Source organism: Rhizobium sp. BK491 (assembly GCF_014194925.1).
In the GTDB taxonomy this organism is placed as follows: Bacteria; Pseudomonadota; Alphaproteobacteria; order Rhizobiales; family Rhizobiaceae; genus Rhizobium.
The window spans coordinates 347589-368017 of the sequence record NZ_JACIAR010000005.1; the positions used below are offsets into that span (position 1 = coordinate 347589).

The 20429-nt window shown below is 60.9% G+C and carries 17 protein-coding genes; 7 read left to right on the top strand and 10 right to left on the bottom strand.

Going from position 1 to position 20429, the window contains the following annotated elements; all coding sequences use genetic code 11:
* Positions 1–72: 72 nt before the first annotated feature.
* Complete coding sequence (locus tag FHX05_RS23470) at positions 73–1497, bottom strand: mandelate racemase (protein ID WP_183874832.1); 1425 nt, start codon at positions 1495–1497, stop codon at positions 73–75.
* Positions 1498–1923: 426 nt separating this feature from the next.
* A complete protein-coding gene (locus FHX05_RS23475; RefSeq protein WP_246699057.1) occupies positions 1924–2559 on the bottom strand; it encodes a TetR/AcrR family transcriptional regulator in 636 nt (211 codons plus the stop codon).
* Between the two features lie 240 nt (positions 2560–2799).
* Here FHX05_RS23475 and FHX05_RS23480 point away from each other — a divergent pair, with 240 nt between their 5' ends.
* The 6 genes from FHX05_RS23480 (at position 2800) to ugpC (ending at position 9237) form a co-directional block, all read left to right on the top strand.
* Complete coding sequence (locus tag FHX05_RS23480; RefSeq protein ID WP_183874834.1) at positions 2800–4086, top strand: ABC transporter substrate-binding protein; 1287 nt, start codon at positions 2800–2802, stop codon at positions 4084–4086.
* A gap of 61 nt (positions 4087–4147) precedes the next feature.
* Entirely contained in the window at positions 4148–5059 is a 912-nt protein-coding gene (locus FHX05_RS23485; RefSeq protein WP_210294973.1) for a sugar ABC transporter permease, read from the top strand.
* Between the two features lie 28 nt (positions 5060–5087).
* Complete coding sequence (locus tag FHX05_RS23490; RefSeq protein WP_183874942.1) at positions 5088–5936, top strand: carbohydrate ABC transporter permease; 849 nt, start codon at positions 5088–5090, stop codon at positions 5934–5936.
* A gap of 73 nt (positions 5937–6009) precedes the next feature.
* Positions 6010–7035: a Gfo/Idh/MocA family oxidoreductase gene (locus FHX05_RS23495; protein ID WP_183874837.1), complete on the top strand. Its 1026-nt coding sequence runs from the start codon at positions 6010–6012 to the stop codon at positions 7033–7035.
* 7 nt (positions 7036–7042) lie between these two features.
* Complete coding sequence (locus FHX05_RS23500; RefSeq protein WP_112606724.1) at positions 7043–8113, top strand: Gfo/Idh/MocA family oxidoreductase; 1071 nt, start codon at positions 7043–7045, stop codon at positions 8111–8113.
* Positions 8114–8157: 44 nt separating this feature from the next.
* Positions 8158–9237, top strand: coding sequence for a sn-glycerol-3-phosphate ABC transporter ATP-binding protein UgpC (gene ugpC / locus FHX05_RS23505; RefSeq protein WP_112607036.1), 1080 nt, complete (start codon positions 8158–8160; stop codon positions 9235–9237).
* 54 nt (positions 9238–9291) lie between these two features.
* Here the strand turns inward: ugpC and FHX05_RS23510 are convergent, their stop codons facing one another.
* From FHX05_RS23510 to epmA, 7 genes are all read right to left on the bottom strand, one after another.
* A complete protein-coding gene (locus FHX05_RS23510) occupies positions 9292–11760 on the bottom strand; it encodes a glycoside hydrolase family 2 protein (protein WP_183874839.1) in 2469 nt (822 codons plus the stop codon).
* Positions 11761–11837: 77 nt separating this feature from the next.
* On the bottom strand, positions 11838–12797 hold the full coding sequence (locus FHX05_RS23515; protein ID WP_183874841.1) for a DUF1839 family protein: 960 nt from the start codon (positions 12795–12797) through the stop codon (positions 11838–11840).
* An 8-nt stretch (positions 12798–12805) separates the two neighbouring features.
* Positions 12806–13714, bottom strand: coding sequence for an amino acid--[acyl-carrier-protein] ligase (locus tag FHX05_RS23520; RefSeq protein WP_183874843.1), 909 nt, complete (start codon positions 13712–13714; stop codon positions 12806–12808).
* 5 nt (positions 13715–13719) lie between these two features.
* Positions 13720–14913 (bottom strand): acyl-CoA dehydrogenase family protein, encoded by a 1194-nt coding sequence (locus FHX05_RS23525; protein WP_112606730.1) that lies wholly within the window; start codon positions 14911–14913, stop codon positions 13720–13722.
* Positions 14913–15164 carry an acyl carrier protein gene (locus tag FHX05_RS23530; RefSeq protein ID WP_106999433.1) on the bottom strand — a complete coding sequence of 84 codons (252 nt, stop codon included), beginning with the start codon at positions 15162–15164 and terminating at the stop codon, positions 14913–14915. The genes FHX05_RS23525 and FHX05_RS23530 overlap by 1 nt, the downstream gene beginning before the upstream one ends.
* Positions 15165–15527: 363 nt before the next feature.
* Positions 15528–16580 (bottom strand): lysine-2,3-aminomutase-like protein, encoded by a 1053-nt coding sequence (locus FHX05_RS23535; protein ID WP_183874845.1) that lies wholly within the window; start codon positions 16578–16580, stop codon positions 15528–15530.
* Positions 16577–17641, bottom strand: coding sequence for an EF-P lysine aminoacylase EpmA (gene epmA / locus FHX05_RS23540; RefSeq protein ID WP_183874847.1), 1065 nt, complete (start codon positions 17639–17641; stop codon positions 16577–16579). Before epmA ends, FHX05_RS23535 begins: the two co-directional genes overlap by 4 nt.
* A 152-nt stretch (positions 17642–17793) precedes the next feature.
* On the opposite strand from epmA, the gene efp reads away from it, so the two are divergent.
* The gene (gene efp / locus FHX05_RS23545) at positions 17794–18363 is read left to right on the top strand and encodes an elongation factor P (RefSeq protein ID WP_015341611.1); all 570 of its coding nucleotides are present in this window, start codon (positions 17794–17796) and stop codon (positions 18361–18363) included.
* 107 nt (positions 18364–18470) lie between these two features.
* Here the strand turns inward: efp and FHX05_RS23550 are convergent, their stop codons facing one another.
* Positions 18471–20321 carry an ABC transporter ATP-binding protein/permease gene (locus FHX05_RS23550; RefSeq protein ID WP_183874849.1) on the bottom strand — a complete coding sequence of 617 codons (1851 nt, stop codon included), beginning with the start codon at positions 20319–20321 and terminating at the stop codon, positions 18471–18473.
* Between the last annotated feature and the right edge of the window lie 108 nt (positions 20322–20429).

The following is a 20429-nucleotide window of genomic DNA, read 5'->3' on the forward strand; positions in this document are numbered from 1 at the left end:
TGCTCCTCCAGACTCTGCAAACAGCGATGATGAGGCCTCGGCGACCTTCATTTACTTCGGCATGCAGAGAATCTACGCTGTCAGCGACCTCTCCATCGCCGCCCAATCCGGCGCGACCGACGAACCGAGACCGATAGCACCGATAACGGAGCGGATCGCAAGCTGCCCCGCCTCGATCCGCAGCCGCGTGCGGCCATTGCTGACGCGGTAGAGATCGGAATGGGCCTCGGCGAAAGCGGCCTGCTCCGCCTCCGGCGCACCGGCCATGCCGTCGACATAATGGTGACCGTTGCGCTCGATATGCGTCATGCCGATGAGGGAAGCGAGCGCCAGATCCTGCTGCACGGCAAGGCCGCCCTGTGTCGTCAGATCCTCCGCCGACATGAAATAGGGAATACCGCCCTCGGCGCTCCATTTGGCGACGCGGGCGCGGTTCAATAGCGAGCGATAGAAACCCTTGCAGGATTTCGAGGATATGCCGGTATAGCCGAGCCCTCTCGCCGTGACGAAGGCATCGATGTCGGCATCGGATTCGTCGATCTCCACCGGTTTGAAGGCGGCGAGCGCCTTCACCGGCTTCTCGAAGGCATGGGCGCGGGCGATCGGCTGCTCGACAAACAGGATCGAAGAAGCGAAACGCGCAAGCCTCGGCTCTTCCTTCACGCGGCCAAGCAGATCGGCGACCGCCTCGGCGGATGAAAATTGCTCGTTGCCGTCGAGCGTCACCGAGTAATTGGGCACCTTGGCATCGATGACGGCAGCGACGCGGCAAAGGCGGTCGATATCAGCATCCGGGGCGCCGGAAACCTTGACCTTGAAAAAGGTCAGGCCATAGGCGTCGATCGCCTCTTCGAAACTCTCCGGCAGGCCGTCGTTCAGCCGCTCGCTTGCCGGAATATCGCGTGATACGATGGCGTCGACCAGGCCGACAGTATGGCGGGCAGCAAGGCTTGCGGATGGCTGCAAGGTCGAGAGGAAACCGGAGAGATCGAAACCTGTGAGATCGCGCGCGGTGGAAGCATCGATGCCGGGGCGGTTCGCCTTGATTGCTCTCGCGACCGTCAGCCCTTCCAGCCGGCAGAGCGCGTCGAGAATAGCCCGGTTTGCAAGCGCCAAACCGAAGGATGCGACAAGCCCGTTCAGCTTCTCAGCCGCCGCGCGGGCGTGATGCGAGGGCTCGACCGCCGCATGCAGGCCAAAAGCTGTTCCCGCACCCGCATCTCTTAGGGAATCGAGCGCCAGAGCCAGCGACCGGCGCAGCTGGTTTTCATTATCGGCATTGGAAAGGTCGGGCGATTTGTCGAACCATTTCGGCACCATCAGCTCGGCTGCCATGCCCTCCGCCGACCGTCCCTGCGCATCCTCGATGCGTACCCGCAGAAAAATCTGTCGCGCCTCCCGCAAAGTCGCCGCCCCGAAACGGAAGGGAAGCCGCAACTTGACCGGGCGCTCGAATGTCACGGCCTCGACAAGCCTGATGTTCAATGGATCGGTCATGATGCTGGTCGGCTCCTGTTATGGTCATCTATTTGCATAGGGCACCAATATGCGTGGCCCCTCACCCCAACCCTCTCCCCGCCTGCGGGGAGAGGGAGTCTTCCAGCCCGAAATTGATATAGCGAGTTGGTTTGCTCTGTCGCCCCCTCTCCCCGTTTCAACGGGAGAGGGCTGGGGTGCGGGCTATTCAGTTCATTGCAGAAGCAGTTTACCGTCAGCCAATCGCATCGCCCTATGGCAGGAGATAGATCGTGTCGGCACGACAGATTTCATGATTTTCCTCCATGCCCGATTCCCTCCAGAATCAGGAAAAGCAAATGCTTGGTCCTCCAAGCATTGTAACCATATAGTTACAAGATCGCGCGTTACCTCCGGCCTTGTCAATTACCTTTTGAAAATTTCTCGAAACCGCTGCGCTGCACGGCATTACACCCGGATCGAAGCAAGCGTGACGGCAACGATATGCTCACCCCAGGCATTGAGCGCATCCGGCGCCATCAGCTTCCGTGCAAAAATCGTCGACAGCGTATGGCGGTTCGACAGATAGAAGAAACCGAGCGCCGCGATCGTGAGATAAACGGATATCGGATCGACTGCCGGCCGGAAAATGCCGAGTGCCTCCCCGCGACGCAGCACATCGGAAAGCTCGTCGATCAGATGCGAATGCATGGCCGAGATTCTATCGGAGCGCTGCAGATAATGCGCGTGATGCAGGTTTTCGGTGGCAAGCAGGCTCAAAAACTCAGGATGCGCTAGGAAATGCCGCCAGGTGAACAAGGCCAGCTCCCGCATCCCCTCCTCCGGATGACGATGCGCCAGATCCAGCTGCTTTTCGGCATTGCGGATCGTCGCATAGCTCGCCTCTAGCACGGCGAGATAGAGCCCCTCCTTATCGCCGAAATAGTGATAGAGCATCCGCTTGTTGGTCTGTGCCCGCGCTGCGATCGCATCCACCCGGGCGCCGCCGAAACCATGCGCGGCAAATTCTTCCGTCGCCGCGTCCAGGATCGTTTCCTGGGTGCGCTGCGGATTGCGTGAGGCCTTCGTTGACCGCTTGTCCATGGTCTTGCAGGCATCCGCTTGTGCTTTATTTTCAGTCTCTTGTCTCGCCCTGACCGCCATGGACGATCTCCTTCCGAACGGTAGCATTAGCGACGGATGCGGCCGGTTCCGGCATGCATCGTTTTGATTGCCGCACGATTGGCGCTTGACAGCGGTCGCGTTTCTATCCAACTTGTAACCAAATAGTTATATCATGCAAAGCAGTTCGTAAATCATCGGTTCGCTGGGGAGGAGACCAGGATGACGTTGACGATCGACCGCCGGCAGTTGCTTGCCGGCATGGCAGCCACACTTGCTTTCAGCAGCATCGGACTTTCCCGCGCCAATGCGGCAACCGCGATGCGCCTTCTTTGGTGGGGGTCGAAGGAACGCAGCGACCGGACATTTGCAGCGGTAAAGGCCTATCAGGCCAAGAACCCGGATATCACCATCGCCGGCGAATCCTTCGGCTGGGACAGCTATTGGACTCGCCTCGCCACCCAGACCGGGGGCGGCAATGCGCCCGACCTCATCCAGATGGACTATCGCTACATCTTCGAATATGCCCGCCGCGGCGCGCTGCTCGACATGACGCCTTATCTAGGCAAGAGCCTGAAGATCGAGGATTTCGGCCCCGCCAACATCGATTCCGGCAAGGTCGACAACAAGATCTACGGCGTCAGCCTCGGCGTGAATTCCTTCATGGTCGTCCTCAACACGGCCGCCTGGGCCGAAGCTGGTGTCGAACCGCCACATGACGCCATGACGTGGGAACAGGTCGGCGATGCCTGCGCCAAGGTAACCGCCGCCAAGAAGCGTCGCGGTTTCTACGGCACGGCCGACGCGAGCGGCGGGGAGCCGGCGCTAGAATGCTGGCTGCGCCAGCGCGGCAAGGCGCTCTATACGACGGACGGCAAGCTCGCCTTCGAAGCCAAGGACGCTACCGAATGGTTCGATCTGTGGGGCCATATGCGCAAGATCGGCGCCTGCGTTCCGGCCGACGTACAGGCGCTCGATCAGCAGACACTCGAAACCGATATGCTTGTCACCAAAAAGGCAGCGATGAGCTTCGCCCATTCCAACCAGTTCGTGGCCATTCAAGGCCTGAACAAGGAAAAGCTCGATATCGTCTCCTATCCGGTCGCGAGTGCAGACAGCAAACCCGGCCAGTATCTGAAGCCCTCCATGCTCATGTCGGTCTCGGCCACATCCCAGAACAAGGATGCCGCCGTCGCCTTCGTCAACTACCTGGTCGAAGACCCGGAAGGCACCAAGGCACTCGGAGTCGAGCGCGGCGTTCCGCCTTCAAAAAAGATCCGCGATCTCCTGACGCCGGATCTGGATCCCGTCAGTAAACAGGTGGTCGATTATATCGGCCGGCTGACACCACATGTCGGAGCGCTGCCACCATCCCCGCCGAACGGCGCCGGCGAGAATGCATTCCTGCTGAAGAAGATCGCCGAGGAGGTGGCCTTCGGCAAAACCAGCGCACAGGACGCTGGCACGAAGTTCACCGAACAGGCAGCGGCAAACATTACGCGAGGCTGACACCGTGGGTACAAACAGCAAGAGCGTTGCCGGCGGCCTGGCCGTCGGCGCGCGCGCGCCGTTGCGCGTGGAAACCGCCTATAAGGCGCCGAGCGCATTCGCGCGCAACGCACCCGGCTATCTCTTCCTTTTGCCGTGGTTCATCGGCTTCTTCGGACTGACCCTCGGCCCGGCGATCGCCTCGCTCTATCTCTCCTTCACTGACTACAATCTGCTGCAGTCGCCTAACCTCGTCGGCATCGAGAACTATGTGCGGATCGCGACGGCCGACGACAAGTTCCTATCGTCGATGAAGGTGACGCTGTTCTATGTCATCTGTTCCGTGCCGCTGAAGCTCGCCTTCGCGCTGCTGGTGGCGCTGCTGCTCAACCGCGGCATCAAGGGCCTGCCGGTCTACCGCGCCATCTTCTACCTGCCGTCGCTGCTCGGCTCCAGCGTCGCGATTGCGGTGCTCTGGCGTCAGATCTTCGATGCCGACGGCATCGTCAACACCCTGCTTTGGTACGCCTTCGGCATCAACGGGCCGAGCTGGATCTCCAATCCCGACTATTCGCTCTATACGCTCGTCATCCTGGCCATATGGCAGTTCGGTTCGCCGATGATCATCTTCCTCGCCGGCCTCAGGCAAATCCCGACGGATCTCTACGAGGCCGCCAGCCTGGACGGCGCCTCCAAGGCGCGGATCTTCTTCAAGATCACCCTGCCGCTTTTGACGCCCGTGATCTTCTTCAACGCCGTGGTCCAGACGATCGACGCCTTCAAGGCCTTCACGCCGGCCTACGTCATTTCCTCCGGCACCGGCGGGCCGATCGATTCGACGCTGTTCTATACGCTCTATCTCTACCAGGAAGCCTTCGGCTATTTCCGCATGGGCTATGCCTCGGCGCTGGCCTGGATCCTGGTGATCATCATCGCGATCTTCACCACCTTCTCCTTCCTCTCCGCTCGTTATTGGGTCCACTACGATGACTGACGCGAAGCTCACCCATTTTGCCGAGGACATGAAGCCGCCGCGCGAGCGCCCGTGGTTCCTCTCCGTCCTCATCCACGTCGCCCTCGCCGCCGCGTCGATCGTGATGCTCTATCCGCTGCTGTGGATGCTCTCAGGTTCGATCAAGGATCAGAACGAGATCTTCGGCACAGCATCGCTGATCCCGTCACATTTCGATTTCAGCTCGTTCTCGCGCGGCTGGTTCGGCGGCCAGGTCACCTTCGGCAAATTCGTCTGGAATTCGGCTGTCATCGCTGTGCTGTCGGTCATCGGCAATGTCATTTCCTGCTCGCTGGCGGCCTACGCCTTCGCGCGGCTGAACTTCTGGGGCAAGAATTTCTGGTTCGCGCTGATGCTGGGCACGCTGATGCTGCCCTATCACGTCACGCTGATCCCGCAATATATCCTCTTCCTGAAGCTCGGCTGGGTGAAGACCATGCTGCCGCTCGTTGTGCCGAAGTTCCTCGCGGTCGACGCCTTCTTCATCTTCCTGATGGTGCAGTTCTTCCGCGGCATCCCCCGCGAGCTGGACGAGGCGGCCATGATGGACGGCTGCAGCCCATGGCGCATCTACTGGCGCATCATGCTGCCCCTGTCGCTTCCCGTTCTGGCAACGGCCGCCATCTTCTCGTTCATCTGGACCTGGGACGATTTCTTCGGGCCGCTGATTTATCTATCGGATATCAACACCTACACGGTGCAGCTCGGCCTGCGCTCCTTCGTCGACTCCACCGGAAGTTCCGACTGGAGCAGCCTGTTCGCCATGTCGAGCCTATCGCTGATCCCGGTCTTCCTGATCTTCCTCTTCTTCCAGAGGCTGCTGATCGACGGCATCGCGACCGCCGGCCTCAAACGCTGATTACGAAGCCCGTGGTCCCGAATACCCAAGATTTGGGGCTGCGAACCCACAAACCCACGAAAGGAAATGTCGCATGAGCGCGCTGCGCTTCGCCGCCATCGGCCTCAATCACGATCACATCTACGGCCAGGTCAACGTCATGCTGCGGGCCGGCGCCGAACTCGTCGCCTTCCATGCGGTGGAGGACGATCTCGCCGCCACCTTCGCCGAGCGATTTCCGCAGGCCAAGCGCGTCGCCGACAAGCGCGAGATCCTGGAGGACAGCTCGATTGCGCTGATCGTCAGCGCCGCGATTTCCAGCGAGCGCGCCGGCCTTGCCATCGAGGCCATGCGTCACGGCAAGGACGTGATGCTCGACAAGCCCGGCATGGTGACGCTGGATCAGCTGGCAGACGTCAAAAAGGTACAGGCTGAGACCAAGCGCATCGTCTCCATCCTCTACTCCGAGCACTTCGAGACGGCATCGACCGTCAAGGCAGGCGAACTGGTGAAGGCAGGCGCCATCGGCAAGGTCATCCACACCACGGGCCTCGGTCCGCACCGTCTGCGCAAGCCGACCCGCCCGGACTGGTTCTTCGACCGCAAGCGCTATGGCGGCATCATCGCCGACATCGCCTCGCATCAGTGCGAGCAGTTCTTGTTCTTTGCCGATTCCCTTGAAGCCGAAGTGCTGTCGGCAACGGTGTCCAATCGCGCCAATCCAGAAACGCCGGGCCTGCAGGACTATGGCGATTTCCATGTGAGGACGCCTGATGTCACCGGCTATGTCCGCGTCGACTGGTTCACGCCGGACGGTCTTTCCACCTGGGGCGACGGTCGCCTCTTCATTCTGGGCACAGAAGGCACGATTGAGCTGCGCAAATATATCGACGTTGCCGGCCGGCCCGGCACCGATCACCTCTTCCTGACCGACCGCAAGGGCATGCAGCATATCGATTGCAGCGGAGTGGAGTTGCCCTATGGCCGCCAGCTTGTCGCCGACATAAGAGATCGCACCGAAACGGCCATGGGCCAGGAACATTGCTTCAAGGCCATGGAGCTGGCGCTGAAGGCGCAGGCGCTTGCCGAGGCTACATCGCTCAAGAACATTCAAAGGTAATTGCGATATGTCCGACATCAAGAAAGTCGCGATCATCGGCCTCGGCATCGGCCGCTCCCACATCGTCGAAGGTTATCTGCCGCATTCGGATCGTTTCGAGGTCGCCGTTCTCTGCGATCTCAACGAGGAACGCCTGAACGCGGTCGGCGATGAATTCGGCATCGCGAGACGCCTCAGGGATTTCTCCGAAGTCCTCAACATGCCCGATATCGACATCATCGACATCTGCACGCCGCCCGGCTCGCATTTCCAACTGATTATGCAGGCGCTATCGGCCGGCAAGCATGTGGTCTGCGAAAAGCCGCTCGTCGGCTCGCTCGCCGATGTCGACGCGGTTATCGCGGCCGAAAAGACGGCCAAGGGCCGGCTGATGCCGATCTTCCAATATCGCTATGGCGACGGCATCCAGAAGGCCAAGCGCATCATCGCTTCAGGCATCGCCGGCAAACCCTATGTAGCGACGTCAGAGACACATTGGGTGCGCGGCGCCGACTATTATGCGGTCCCCTGGCGCGGCAAGTGGGATACCGAACTCGGCGGCGTTCTGATGACGCACTCCATCCATCTGCACGATATGCTGACCTATCTGATGGGACCGATCGCAGGCCTCTTCGGCCGCGTCGCCACCCGGGTCAACGATATCGAGGTCGAGGATTGCGCCAGCGCCAGCCTGCTGATGGAAAACGGCGCACTCGCCACCATCAGCGCCACGCTCGGCTCGCAGGAGCAGATCAGCCGCCTGCGGCTCGCCTTCGAAAACGTCCTGATCGAAAGCAACCACGAGCCCTACAGCCCCGGCCAGGATCCATGGAAGATTGTTCCGGCCAATGACGAGATCGGCGCGAAGATCGATGCGCTGCTCGCCAACTGGTCGCCGATCCCGAACCGTTTCAATACGCAGATGAGGCTGTTCCACGAAGCGCTGGTGTCTGGCGGCCCGTTGCCGGTGACGACAGCCGATGCCCGCCAGGCACTGGAGCTGGTTACGGCATTCTACGAATCGTCGGAAACCCGCACGGAAGTCCGCTTCCCCGTCGGGCCGGAAGCCAAGAAATACAAGAGCTGGAGGCCGGCATGAACATTGCTCCGCGAGCCATCGGAACCAAGAAGGAGGAAGCACCCATGGCGACAAGCGTATCGCTGCAGAAAGTTATCAAGCGCTATGGCGAGCTTCAGGTGGTTCACGGGATCGATCTGGAAATCGAACCGGGAGAGTTCACCGTTTTCGTCGGCCCATCCGGCTGCGGCAAGTCCACGCTCCTGCGCATGATCGCCGGGCTGGAGCCGATTTCGGGCGGCGGCCTCTATCTCGACGGTAGCCGCATGAACGATGTCCCCGCTTCCAAGCGCGGCATCGCCATGGTCTTCCAGTCCTATGCGCTCTATCCGCATATGACCGTCTACAAGAACCTGGCCTTTGGCCTCGAAACTGCCGGCATGAAGAAGCAGGAAATCCAGCCCCGCGTCGAAAAGGCGGCCGAGATCCTGCAGATCAAGCAGCTGCTGCAGCGCAAGCCGAAGCAGCTTTCCGGTGGCCAGCGCCAGCGCGTCGCCATCGGCCGCGCCATCGTGCGCGAGCCCAACATCTTCCTCTTCGACGAGCCGCTCTCGAATCTCGATGCCGAACTGCGTGTGCAGATGCGCGTCGAGATTGCCCGCCTGCACCAGCGGCTCGGCAACACCATGATCTATGTCACCCACGACCAGACGGAAGCCATGACCATGGCCGACAAGATCGTCGTGCTCAATGGCGGCAAGATCGAGCAGGTCGGCGCTCCCCTTGACCTCTACAACAGGCCGAAGAACAAGTTCGTCGCCGGCTTCATCGGCTCGCCGAAGATGAACTTCCTCGATGCGAAGATCGTCGCCTCTGACGACGGCTCCGCCGTCATCGATCTCGCCGGCCAAACCGTGCGCCTGCCGCGCCGGCTCGGTGGTCTCCAGCCCGGACAGCCCGTGACGCTTGGCGCGCGCCCGGAACATTTGAACGTCGGCGATCGCGGCGTAGGGCTCGGTAGCGCACGCGTCGATCTCGTCGAGCACCTCGGCGGCCAGACCATCCTCTACGTCACGCTGCATGGCGGCCAGGCACTGACGGTCGCGCTGGAAGATCAACAGAGCATCCGCGCCGGCGAAACGGTCAGCATCCATATCGATCCCGAGCGCTGCCATCTGTTCGGCCCGGATGGCATGACTTTGTGATGGAGCTGGCGGCGGGCACGGAGTTATCCCGCCCCTGGCTGGCGAGATAGGCGCTCAAACCTCGACGATCCGCCGGCTGCCGACCGTGCGGATCTGGCCGGATGGAATGACATCGGCCGGAACGCCCTCCCGTCGGTACAGCCGAAGTCGCCGGCTGCCTGGTGCAAGATGGAACCAGTCATCCTCGGCGCGATAAGCTTCCAGGTCGATTTGCACCGATTGCGCCAACCGATCGCTGCTCAACTCGAGGAACCAGTCTTCACCCTCCTGCACTGCCGACGCCGTGATCTCCGCATCGTGGAACGCCTTTGTGCGCCCGAGCGGGAAGTAAAAGGCCTGGGCGATCACAGTACCGGTCGCAGGAGCTGTCAGCCGCGCCACTGTCACATCATGCGATGGCGGTCCGAAACGGAACGCATAGGTCGTATCGAAGAAGGCGCCGAAAAGATCAGTGCAGGCTATCTTTTGCTTGCTTCGGGCATCGAGCACCAGATCGCGCCCGCCACCGACGACGATCTGACGGCCGTCGCGCAGGCAGGATACCTCGACGGTCAGATCGAGCGCCGCATCGCTCTCGTTGATGACATGCACGTCGAGGCCGTTCGTGCCTTCATCCATGAGCAGCACCTGCACCGGCCGGAAGGCTCGGCGCAGCCCGTACCAGACCGGCTTCGGCTCCCCCGTCGAATCGATCACGCCCCAACCGGCGCCGGGAAGCAGATCCTGCAGCGTCCAGACGAGGGCACCGTTGCAGCCGGAACCTTGGCGGCGCCACTCGGCATAGGTCTCCTCGGCCACCTCGCCGGTTACCGCACGGGAGAGGTTGAGATAGAAATCCGGGTCTTCCCGCCGTAGCCGGTTTGGCTCGAAGCCGTAAAGCTCCTGAAGATAATGATCACGCACATCCTCGAAATCCCAGGACGCGCCGCGATCGCGCGGCACGCGCTCTTTCCATAGCGGGCTATGGACTGCCGGAACCGGCAGGTGCTGGCCGAGCGTGCGGGCTTGCGGCACGTGCGCGAAAGCCAGGCTCTCGGCGGCGAAGCGAACATCGGCGCGGCGGGCATCGGCAAGCGGCCGCATATAGGCGCCGACGCCGTAATAATGCGTGACGCCAACATTCGAAGAAAACGGCATGGCCCCGCCGGACGGCGAATTGACGACATAGGGCACGTCCGGCCGCAGCGATTGCACCAGTGGCGGGATGATCTCCTCGACAACGGGGCTCTTCCAGAACTGTTCGGGCAGGCCCATCATGGCCGCCTGCTGATGGATCTCGCTGCCACCGCAAAGGATAGCCAGGCAAGGCGAGAGGCGCGTCCGACCCAAAAACTGCGAAACCTCCGTTTCGACATGGGCGCTGAACGCCTTGTCGTTCTTCGGATAGTCGAAATTGGCGAACATGAAATCCTGCCAGACCATCAGACCAAGTTCGTCGCAGATGCGGAAGAACTCCGGCGTCTCATAGGCCGTGGTGCCGCCGATGCGGATCATGTTCATGCCGGCTTCCGCCGCCAGCCGCAGCCAGCCCTCGTAATCACCGCGGTCGCCGCGCAGGCGCACGATATCCGCCGTAGTCCAGACAGCACCTCGGCAGAAAATCCGCTCGCCATTGACGATGACAACGAAATCCTGCCCATCGGCGCCACGATCGACCGATAGCCGCCGAAACCCGGTCTGTCCGAGCGCATGCTCCACGCCATCGACGACGAGCGTGACATCATGGAGCTGCGGCACGCCATGCGTATGCGGCCACCACGGCACGACATCGGGAATTTTCAAGATTGCGGTATAGCGCCCCGCACCATCCTTCTCAAACGCCTGTTCCGTCTCACCGCAGCGCAAAAGGAGCTCTTCAACATCGCCCTCGATCGAGAGCGAAGCATAGAGCCGACCTTCACCGTTCTCGAGCAGGTCCGGCCGCAAGGAGAGATCACGAATAACAGGCGCATTCGGCCGCAGCAGCGAAATCGGCCGCCAAGGACCGACGGCCTGAACCTCCGGGCACCAGCCGGGCATGTGGCCCAGCAGCGTCGTGCGCACCATCCGCAGACCCTGCGGCGTGATCATCTGCGGCCGCCAACGGGCACGCGGCCCAGGCTCCAAAAGCTTCGGCTCCAGCGCGCGGAAGCAGAGCGCCAGCTCGTCGCCGCCAAGGAGGGTAACATCGACGTCATGGGCCTCGAACATGCTTTCGGAGACGAGGATTTTCTGGCCGTTGAGGAAGACTTCGCAAAGCGTCGCGAGCCCCTCGAGCCGCAAGACCGCCTCACCGGCGTCAGAATCCACCAGACGGCAGATATACCAGGCATCACGGTCGTGAAGAGGCTGCGGCCTCGTCCGGTCGAAACGACCGGCCCTTTCCAAGGCTTCCGCCACCGTGCCCGGCACCGGCGCTGGAATGAAGCCAGACGCCAGCGGCACATCGGAGGGCGAGAGGCAGGTGCCCGCCTCCGTCAATACCAGATTCCAGCCTTCGCTCAGCCGCATTCCATCGCCGAGATCCGCCAAGCGCCCGCCCATGACATTTTTCGAGGGATTGCCCCCGCCCCAATATGTTCAGAAATAACCCAGCCGTATCGCGATCCAACGGAAGCCGATTAGAGCTTCCGTTCGAGTTCGCTCATCATGGCATCCCACGCATCGGCAGCCGGATCAAGGGCCGTACGCAGCGGCTCGAATTTCTTGCGTGTGATGGCGCGGGCAAGCTGGAACTGCACCGACTTCGCAGTCTCGGAAATTTTCCGCGCCTCGGCCACCGCTTCAGACAGATCGGTCGAAAGCCAGTCGAAATGACTGCCGGCAAGCTCGAAATTGGCGCCGAGCTGACGCAACGTGTTGAAGGCATATTTATGGAAGAAACCGAATGGCCGTTCGGCGACCGCTTCCACCTGCGTAGGGAAAACCTCCGCGAAAGCGCGGATCGGATTGGCCAGCGGACGACGGCGGAAATGGAAAGACAAAAGCTGTCGTGCCGTCTGACGGATCGCAGCGTCGGCCGGTGCCGTCTCCGGGAATTTCGCAAATTCCGTATAGGGCAGGAAGGGCAGATCCCCATCCGTCAGATGCAGCTGGAAAAGCCCGTCGAAATCCTCGCCGGACAGGCTGAAGAACCCGCCATTGTGGAAGTAATCGAGCGTGCGGCCCTGCATGTCGAGCCGGTTGATCGCGACCGTCGTCTTGCCGTGTTCGCGGCGATAGCCGACCCCTTGAGTATCCGGCATGAAGAAGGAATCCATCTCCACCAGGCAGAGCCTGCCACGGCCGATCTGCTCGGCGACATGGTTCTGAACCTTGTCGTAGATCGCAAGCTCGGTGCAGCGCACGCCATAGAGCGCTTCCAGATCCTCGAGCGGCACCTTGAAGAAGGTGAACTGGTCGCCCTCGAAATCCTGCGTCACCGTGAAGCCGAGCATGGCTTCCGGCGGCAGCTTCAGGCTCGAAAGAACCTCGATCCAGAGATCGATATAGCAGTTGGTCTCGGGCCACATGCGCTCGCTGTCGTGCAGTGCATGTGGCTTGTAGGCGGCGGGATCCAGCCCCTGAAACACGGAAGCCATGGGTGCGATCAGCCCCACAGCGCCTTGCGCACGCTCTCGGGCCATTCCTTGGTGTCGAGACCATGAGTGTGGAACAGCGCCAGCGCGATGCGCTCCAGGCCAAAGCCGACGCAGGCCGTATGCACGACGCTACCATCGGCAAAGTTCAGGCCCCACTTCGTGCCAAAGGCATCCTGATGATAGTTGAAGCTCATGCAGGCGGTCGGCTTGGCGGTCGAGGTGATCGGGATCAACAGCTCGAACTTCAGGTTCTGGTCGCGCTGGTTGTTGGCGAGCATCTTGCCGGCGCGGCCGAAGAATGGGTCGTTGGCGACATCGATGGTCACATCGAGACCGACGGCCTTCATCATCTCGACACCGCGATCCATCCAGCTCTGGCGGAAATCCGTCACATGCTTTTCGCTGCCCATGCAGACATATTCGCGCATGCGGAAGAGCTGCTGACGGGCCGGATCCTTGGAGGGCTCGTGGCGGAAGCAATAGGATTGCAGATCATAGAGCGCGCCGTCTTCCGGAATGGCGCCGCGCTTGGCAACGGTCGGATAGAGCGGATAGCAGGCGGCGGGCGTCAGCACGATATCGGTCGCTTGCTGGTCTTTCGTCCAGTCGTCGCCGACTTCCATGCACTTCAAGAGGCTCATATGGTCGAGCTCGTTGCCGCAGAAGCTGTGCACCGTGCCGGCAAGCTGCGGGAAGCTCTTCATGTAGCCGCTCGTCTCAAAGAAGGCGCGGTTCATGCCGGGCGGAAAGCGGATGGCTTCAGCGCCGTCCGCACCGCCGAACGTGTCGATCAGACGCTCGAAGGCGGAAATCACGTCTTCGAACTGGCCGCTGCGGCCGTAGAGACCATCGACGCCAGTGTCGATCAACAGGCCGGAATCGAAAAGACGGTCGAGAAACGATGTTTGCATATCCATGACGGTTACCCCAACAGGCTGGTATCTTGTTTGTGGACGAGCAGCATGGTCGACGTATTGCCGAGAATGCGGTCGTTCGAGATCATCAATTGTGCCGAATGCGCGTCGCGCAGGTGGCGGCCGAGGCTGTAGGGCGTACCGTTCTTGTAGCCCATGATGCCGCAGATCAGCATCGCATGGTTGATGATCGGCAGGATCATCTCCGATGATGCGATCTTGACGTTGTTCATCGCCACGGCAAAGGCCATCGACGACAGGCGGTCCGCGTCGAGCTTCGCCTCTTCATAGGCCTTGAGCCCCGCGACCACATTGGATTTCACCATCTGCAGCATGCTGGATGCTTCAGCCAGACGTAGCGCGCCGGGCGGCGGCGCGCCGGGAGACTTGCGGGCAGCAGCCCGCACGAAAGCCTGCGCGCGGGAAACCGCATCGGCGGCAATGCCGTACCACACACCGCTCCAGAGCAGATGCGAGCTTGCGAGCATCGACTGTGCGGCGATCTCGGCAAAGGGCTTCGGCAGGATCTGCTTGGCCGGAGCCTTTCCCTTAAACAGGAAGCCGTCGGAACAGGTGCCACGCATGCCGAGCGTGTTCCACTCGACGGTGCGCTTGATGTCGTATTGATCTTTCAGGAAGCAGGTCAGTACCTGATCGGAGGACGCCGCCTCGGCATGGCTGCGCGAGGTGATCAGAATGGCGTCGGCATGAGCGCCATAGGAAATGACGGTCGCATCCTTTTCGAGGGTGCAGGTATCGCCTTCGACATTGATGGCGCAGATACTGTTGCGCAGGTTGCCGCCGATCCCGCCCTCGGTCGTCGCAGAGGCAAGCAGCAGCTGTTCCCTGGCGATACGGCGCATGAAATCACGATGCCAATCGCTGTCGACGCCGTGCTCGACCAGGCTCGAAAGCTTGATCTGATGCATGGCGAAGACCATGGCGCTGGCGGCGCAAGCCTGACCGAGGATCGAGCAAAGCTCGGCGATTTCGGTCATCGACGCGCCTTCGCCGCCGAGATCGGCGGGGATCTGGATGGAGAGCAGCTTTTCGGCGCGCATCGCGTCGACTGCTTCGCGTGGGAACCGGCCCTCGGCGTCGACGGCATCGGCGTGTTGGCTGGCGATCGCTGCGACGCGGGCGGCGCGCACCGCCGCTCCCTCGCCCGTCCCAACCTCGAGTAGAGCGACCGCCGCAGTCATCAGGCGACCTTTCTGCTGTCCAGGATCATGCCGACGGTTCTTTCGATCGCGGCGATGCTGGCGAAAGACTTGCGGTTCAGCAGGTTGTCCGGGAATTCGATGTCGAAGGCTTCCTCGATGCCGAGCATCAGCTGTACGGAAGCGAAGGAAGACAGCCCCGTCGCATAAAGATCAGCATCGTCTTCGATCTGATCGACAGCAACGGGAAGCGCGCCGAACTTGGCCAGCAAATCGCGAATCGTCTTGTTCATAGTCTAGTCCCTTCTGGCAATGGCAAGCATAACTGCAGTTACGCAGTCTTATTCTTCGCCGAGAAGTAACAGGCAAAATAGAACATTCCGCTAAGCGACGTGGTAAATACAACCAACTTATGCTTCGTGTAAAATTGCTATATTCGATACTTACCTGATTGAAATTTACCAAGCGTAAGCCATCTAACACGCGGCTCAAGCACGAATATCGAAAATCTCTAATATTAAGGAATGACGATTTTTGGAATGTCGAGAGGTGAAAGAAGGTTAACGTACCAAAATTCGCCACCACGTTTCATTCAAAAAACGTCATAACAATCAGAGCGTCAGTGAAAGTATAGGCCTGCAGGACAAAGGCCGCCCCTAGCCTTCCGGCGGATAGATATGGCCGCCGCCGCGATAGTCCGAAATCGAATAGCAGCCTTCGCGCAGCTCCCGCACCGACGTTTGCCCGATATCCGCCTTGCCGTAGCCGCCGGGAATATCGAGAATGTAGGTCGGTTGGCAAAGGCCGGAAATGCGACCGCGCAGGCTTGCTACAATTGCCTGCCCTTCGGCGATCGTGAGGCGGAAGTGGCTGGTGCCGGGCGCAAGGTCCGGATGATGCAGATAATAGGGTTTCACCCGGGTTTCGACGAAAGCCCTCATCAGCGCCGCCAGCACCTCCGGATCGTCATTGACGCCCTTCAACAGAACCGACTGGCTGATAAGCACGATTCCCGCATCGACCAGCCGGGCGCAGGCAGAGCGCGCCTCCTCCGTCATCTCCCGCGGATGATTGGCATGCAGCGCCACATAGATGGTCTTGCCGCTCGCCTTCAGTGCCGCAATCAGCGCCGCATCGACCCGCAAAGGATCTACGACGAGGATGCGGGTGTGGAAGCGGACGATCTTCACATGGTCGATCTCGGCAAGCTGCCCGAGAATCTCTTCCAGGCGCCGCGGTGAAAGCACCAGCGGATCGCCGCCGGTCAGAATGACCTCCCAGATCTCCTTGTGCTCGCGGATATAGGCAAAGGCGCCGTCAAGCGCAGCGCCGTCCAGCGTCCCGAGCCCCTGCGGTCCGACCATCTCGCGGCGGAAGCAAAAGCGGCAATAGACCGGGCAGACATGCACGGCCTTCAGAAGCACACGGTCGGGATAGCGGTGGACGATACCCTCGACCGGGCTATGCGCGTGATCGCCGATCGGATCGGCCCGCTCCTCCGGGGTGACGAGGAGTTCCGCCGCATCAGGCACGAACTGCCGGGCTATGGGATCGACAGGGTTTTCGGCGTCGATCAGTCGCGTCACGGTCGGCGTCAAGGCGACGGCGTAGCGCTCCGCCACGGCTTCGAGCGCCACTGCCTGGTCGGCGTCGATCAGCCCGGCGCGCTCAAGTTCGCCGATAGTCCGGATTGGGCGCATCACATTCATGCGTCATACTCCGCGACTGGTGCCCACAGCACCTGTTCGACCCGCGAAGCGCCGGTTGCCAGCATCACGAGCCGGTCGAAACCCAGCGCGATGCCGCTTGCGTCAGGCATGACGGCAAGCGCCTCCAGAAACTCCTCGTCCAGCGGATAGGTCTCGCCATAGACGCGCTGCTTTTCCGCCATCTCGATCTCGAACCGGCGGCGCTGCTCCTCGGCGTTGGTGAGCTCGCCAAAGGCATTGGCAAGCTCCACGCCGCAGGCGTAGAGCTCGAAACGCTCGGCAACGCGGTGGTCGGCTGCCGACGGCCGGGCAAGCGCCGCTTCGGAAACGGGATATTCATCGAGGATCGTTGCGCGGCCGAAGCCTAGATTCGGCTCAATCTTCTCAACCAGCACCCGGCTGAAAAGATCCTGCCAAAGATCGTCGTCGGCAACGCGGATGCCAGCCTGCCGCATATCCGCTGCCAGACGCTCGCGATCCGTCGATCCGTCGAGACCGATGGAGGCAAAGAGATCGATGCCGGCATAACGTTCGAAAGCGGCTGCGACGCTGATGCGCTCGGGCTGGAGGAACGGATCGGTCTCCGCGCCGCGATAGCTGAATTTCTTCGCCCCGACCGTCTCGGCAGCAAGCCCCAGGATTGCGGCGCAATCGGCCATGAGGGCCTCGTAGCTCTCTCCTGCCCGGTACCATTCCAGCATGGTGAATTCCGGATGATGCAGCGGCCCGCGCTCGCGATTGCGGTAGACATGGGAAAAGCAGGCGATGCGCTCCTCGCCCGCCGCAAGCAGCTTCTTGCAGGAAAATTCCGGTGAGGTGTGCAGATAGAGGGGCAGCGTTTTGCCATCCGTCGTCACCGCCTCCGTCACGAAAGCATGCAGATGGGCCTCGTTGCCGGGCGATACCTGCAGTGTCGCCGTATCGACCTCGATGAAGTCGTTGCGCGCGAAGAAAACCCGCAACGCAGCCTGAATGGCATTGCGGCCGATGAGGAACGGCCGCCGGTCCGCATGGACATTGCGGGTCCACCAGGGGGACGCTTTGCTCGTCTTTGGCTTCATTCCTAGCTTTCTTCGGGGCACGAGCCACGCAAGGGGGTGGCAATTTCCATTGATTTAGGGTAGTTGCGCCCCCAAGCAAACAATTGCTGCGTCTCGGAGAGCATTTCGACAGTCCCTCTACGACGCAAAACGCAGCGTTACAAGGAAGTCTTATGGTCAAGGTCATCGCCTCTTCGGTCCGCAAGGGCAACGTTCTCGATGTCGACGGCAAGCTCTACGTCGTTCTCACCGCTCAGAACTTTCATCCGGGCAAGGGTACGCCGGTTACCCAGGTCGACATGCGCCGCATCGTCGACGGCGTGAAGGTCTCTGAGCGTTGGCGCACCACCGAACAGGTCGAGCGCGCCTTCGTCGAAGACGTGAACTTCCAGTACCTCTATGAAGACGGCGAAGGCTTCCACTTCATGAACCCGGCCACCTACGACCAGGTTGTGGTCGACGTCGAAACCATGGGCGACCAGAAGGCCTATCTCCAGGAAGGCATGACCTGCATCCTGTCGATCCACGAAGGCATCCCGCTCGCGATCGAACTGCCGCGCCATGTCACGCTCGAAATCAGCGAGACAGAGCCGGTCGTGAAGGGCCAGACAGCATCGTCTTCCTACAAGCCCGCCATACTGTCGAACGGCATCCGCACCCTGGTGCCGCCGCACATTACCGCCGGCACCCGCGTCGTCATCGCCACGGAAGACAATTCCTACGTCGAGCGCGCCAAGGACTGAGCCTCAAGCTCATAGCTTGCATGAAAAACGCCTCGTCCTCGCGACGGGGCGTTTTGCGTTTTGGGCGGTTGAAGCCAGAGGATCACAAGAAGATGGATCCCACCGTATTAGGGAGCACTGGCCTTTTTCCCGCCCGTCCGCATTGCACCGGCGGTCTCGGGCGGCGTTTGCATATCGGTGCTGTGCTCATGCGGAGCCAAGGACTGCAGATGCAGGATGCGCGGCGACATGGAGTTCATGAAGGCTTCTGAGCGCCCGATATAGATCAGAGTCGCATCCTTCAATTCGGTGAGCATAGCAAAAGCCTTCGCCTGAACTTCAGCCTCGAGCCCATCCATGGCATCATCGAAGACGATCCATTTCGGCTTCGCGAGCAGCAGATGCGCAAAGCCGACAGCCTTCTGCTCTTCGGTATCGAGCAATCGATCCCAGCGGGCCTGCGTATCGAGACGGCTCTTCAGCCGGCCGAGGCCCACCTTGTCGATGACGGCCTCGACAGCGGCATCGTCGTAGGCGTCCGGATCATCCGGAAAACAGATTGCCTCTCTGAGCGTGCCGGTCGGCACATAGGGCGTATGCGGCACGAAGAGCATGTCATCCATCGGCGGCAGGCTGACCGTGCCCGAGCCGCTGTACCACTGGCGCGCCAGCACCTCGAACAGCAGCCTGCGGTTTACGCCGTGATCGCCATTGATCATCACATGCTCGCCGGCATTGATCGTGACCGTACCCTCCGCGATTCGGAAGCCGTTTTCAGTCGCCTCGTCGCTGGTCTTCGTCGAAATTTCCAGATCGGTCCAAGCCATCGTCCCGGGTGCCGCCTTCTCAAAGACGAGGGTGTGCGGCATCGGCGTCTTGTCGTCCATCTCCGTCAGCGCCTTGCGGAAGTCGGTCACGCGCATCAGCGTCGCGCGCCATTCGGCGATCGGGCCGAAATTCGCGACATACCAGCGCAGCGCCGAATTGACCTGATTGAAGGCGCCGACCGCCACCATCAGCTGACCGAAGGTCAAGCCTCCGGAGAAATAGGCGGGCGCGGCAACGAGGATCGGAATGATGAGCACCAGCCAGCCATAGCCGGCGGACACCCAGGTGAGATTGGTATTGGCGATGGCAAGCTGCCGGATGACGGCAAGCACGGCCGATATATCGAGATTGATCCGCCGGCGCTCGTTCTCTTCGCCGCCGGCAATCGTGATCGCCGGCATGTGCTCGTTGGCATGCATGAGCGCAAAGCGCAGCTCGGCCTCTTTCGAATAGCGATCCGCATTCAGCCGCACGAGGCGGCGGCCGACGAATTGGCTGAGGAACGATGCCGATCCGGCATAGAGGATTGCCGCCCAGACCATGTAGCCGGGGATGGCGAAACTCATGCCGTTGACTTTGAATACCATGCCGCTGGAAAGCTCCCAGAGCACGCCGATAAAGCTCAGCAGCAGGATCGTCGCCTGCACCAGACCGATGGCAAGCCCGGTCGTGCTTTCCGCGAGGTTGCGAGCATCTTCATGCAGACGCTGGTCGGGATTGACGCCGATCAGGCCGGAAGAGGCGAGACGAAGCGCGCGCTTCGCCTGAAGCCACTGATTGACGAGATCACGCGCCAGACCCTCGCGCATGTACAGCGCGGTCATCTGGTTAAGCCAGGCCTGGATGACGTTGAGGACCAGGAGCGAACCGGCGATGATGCCGAAGACGCCGAGCTGATGGAAGAAAGCGGTGATATCGCGTCTTGCCAGCGAATCGTAAAAGGGCGCGTTCCAATTGTTGAGCAGCACCTGAACATAGGCCGTGACGAGGATGATTGCGAAAAGCGCGACGACGAGAATAATGAGCTTGATGCGGACCGGCGAATTCCAGAACGCGGAAAACATCATCCTCAACCGAAAGAAGAGGCTCAAATCGTATCCGACCTGCTCGTTCCCCTGCCCATTCGGCTTGGCTTGCGTATCAACTGCCATCAGCACTTCCCTGCCACGCGTCCCGTCAGTTAATCATGAGCCGCCCTCATGTCCACCCTTGCAATAGATCGGTGGGATCACATTCCTATATACACGGTTTCGCGTCTT

Excerpts from the sequence above, each read along its gene's own strand:
- ugpC (WP_112607036.1), top strand. The coding sequence starts at position 8,158 with ATGGCGACAAGCGTATCGCTGCAGAAAGTTATCAAGCGCTATGGCGAG.
- FHX05_RS23520 (WP_183874843.1), bottom strand. The coding sequence starts at position 13,714 with ATGGATATGCAAACATCGTTTCTCGACCGTCTTTTCGATTCCGGCCTG.
- FHX05_RS23515 (WP_183874841.1), bottom strand. The coding sequence starts at position 12,797 with ATGGCTTCCGTGTTTCAGGGGCTGGATCCCGCCGCCTACAAGCCACAT.
- efp (WP_015341611.1), top strand. The coding sequence starts at position 17,794 with ATGGTCAAGGTCATCGCCTCTTCGGTCCGCAAGGGCAACGTTCTCGAT.
- FHX05_RS23530 (WP_106999433.1), bottom strand. The coding sequence starts at position 15,164 with ATGAACAAGACGATTCGCGATTTGCTGGCCAAGTTCGGCGCGCTTCCC.
- FHX05_RS23550 (WP_183874849.1), bottom strand. The coding sequence starts at position 20,321 with ATGGCAGTTGATACGCAAGCCAAGCCGAATGGGCAGGGGAACGAGCAG.
- FHX05_RS23480 (WP_183874834.1), top strand. The coding sequence starts at position 2,800 with ATGACGTTGACGATCGACCGCCGGCAGTTGCTTGCCGGCATGGCAGCC.
- FHX05_RS23495 (WP_183874837.1), top strand. The coding sequence starts at position 6,010 with ATGAGCGCGCTGCGCTTCGCCGCCATCGGCCTCAATCACGATCACATC.
- FHX05_RS23535 (WP_183874845.1), bottom strand. The coding sequence starts at position 16,580 with ATGAATGTGATGCGCCCAATCCGGACTATCGGCGAACTTGAGCGCGCC.
- FHX05_RS23525 (WP_112606730.1), bottom strand. The coding sequence starts at position 14,913 with ATGACTGCGGCGGTCGCTCTACTCGAGGTTGGGACGGGCGAGGGAGCG.
- FHX05_RS23470 (WP_183874832.1), bottom strand. The coding sequence starts at position 1,497 with ATGACCGATCCATTGAACATCAGGCTTGTCGAGGCCGTGACATTCGAG.
- epmA (WP_183874847.1), bottom strand. The coding sequence starts at position 17,641 with ATGAAGCCAAAGACGAGCAAAGCGTCCCCCTGGTGGACCCGCAATGTC.
- FHX05_RS23500 (WP_112606724.1), top strand. The coding sequence starts at position 7,043 with ATGTCCGACATCAAGAAAGTCGCGATCATCGGCCTCGGCATCGGCCGC.
- FHX05_RS23475 (WP_246699057.1), bottom strand. The coding sequence starts at position 2,559 with ATGGACAAGCGGTCAACGAAGGCCTCACGCAATCCGCAGCGCACCCAG.
- FHX05_RS23490 (WP_183874942.1), top strand. The coding sequence starts at position 5,088 with ATGAAGCCGCCGCGCGAGCGCCCGTGGTTCCTCTCCGTCCTCATCCAC.
- FHX05_RS23510 (WP_183874839.1), bottom strand. The coding sequence starts at position 11,760 with ATGGGCGGGCGCTTGGCGGATCTCGGCGATGGAATGCGGCTGAGCGAA.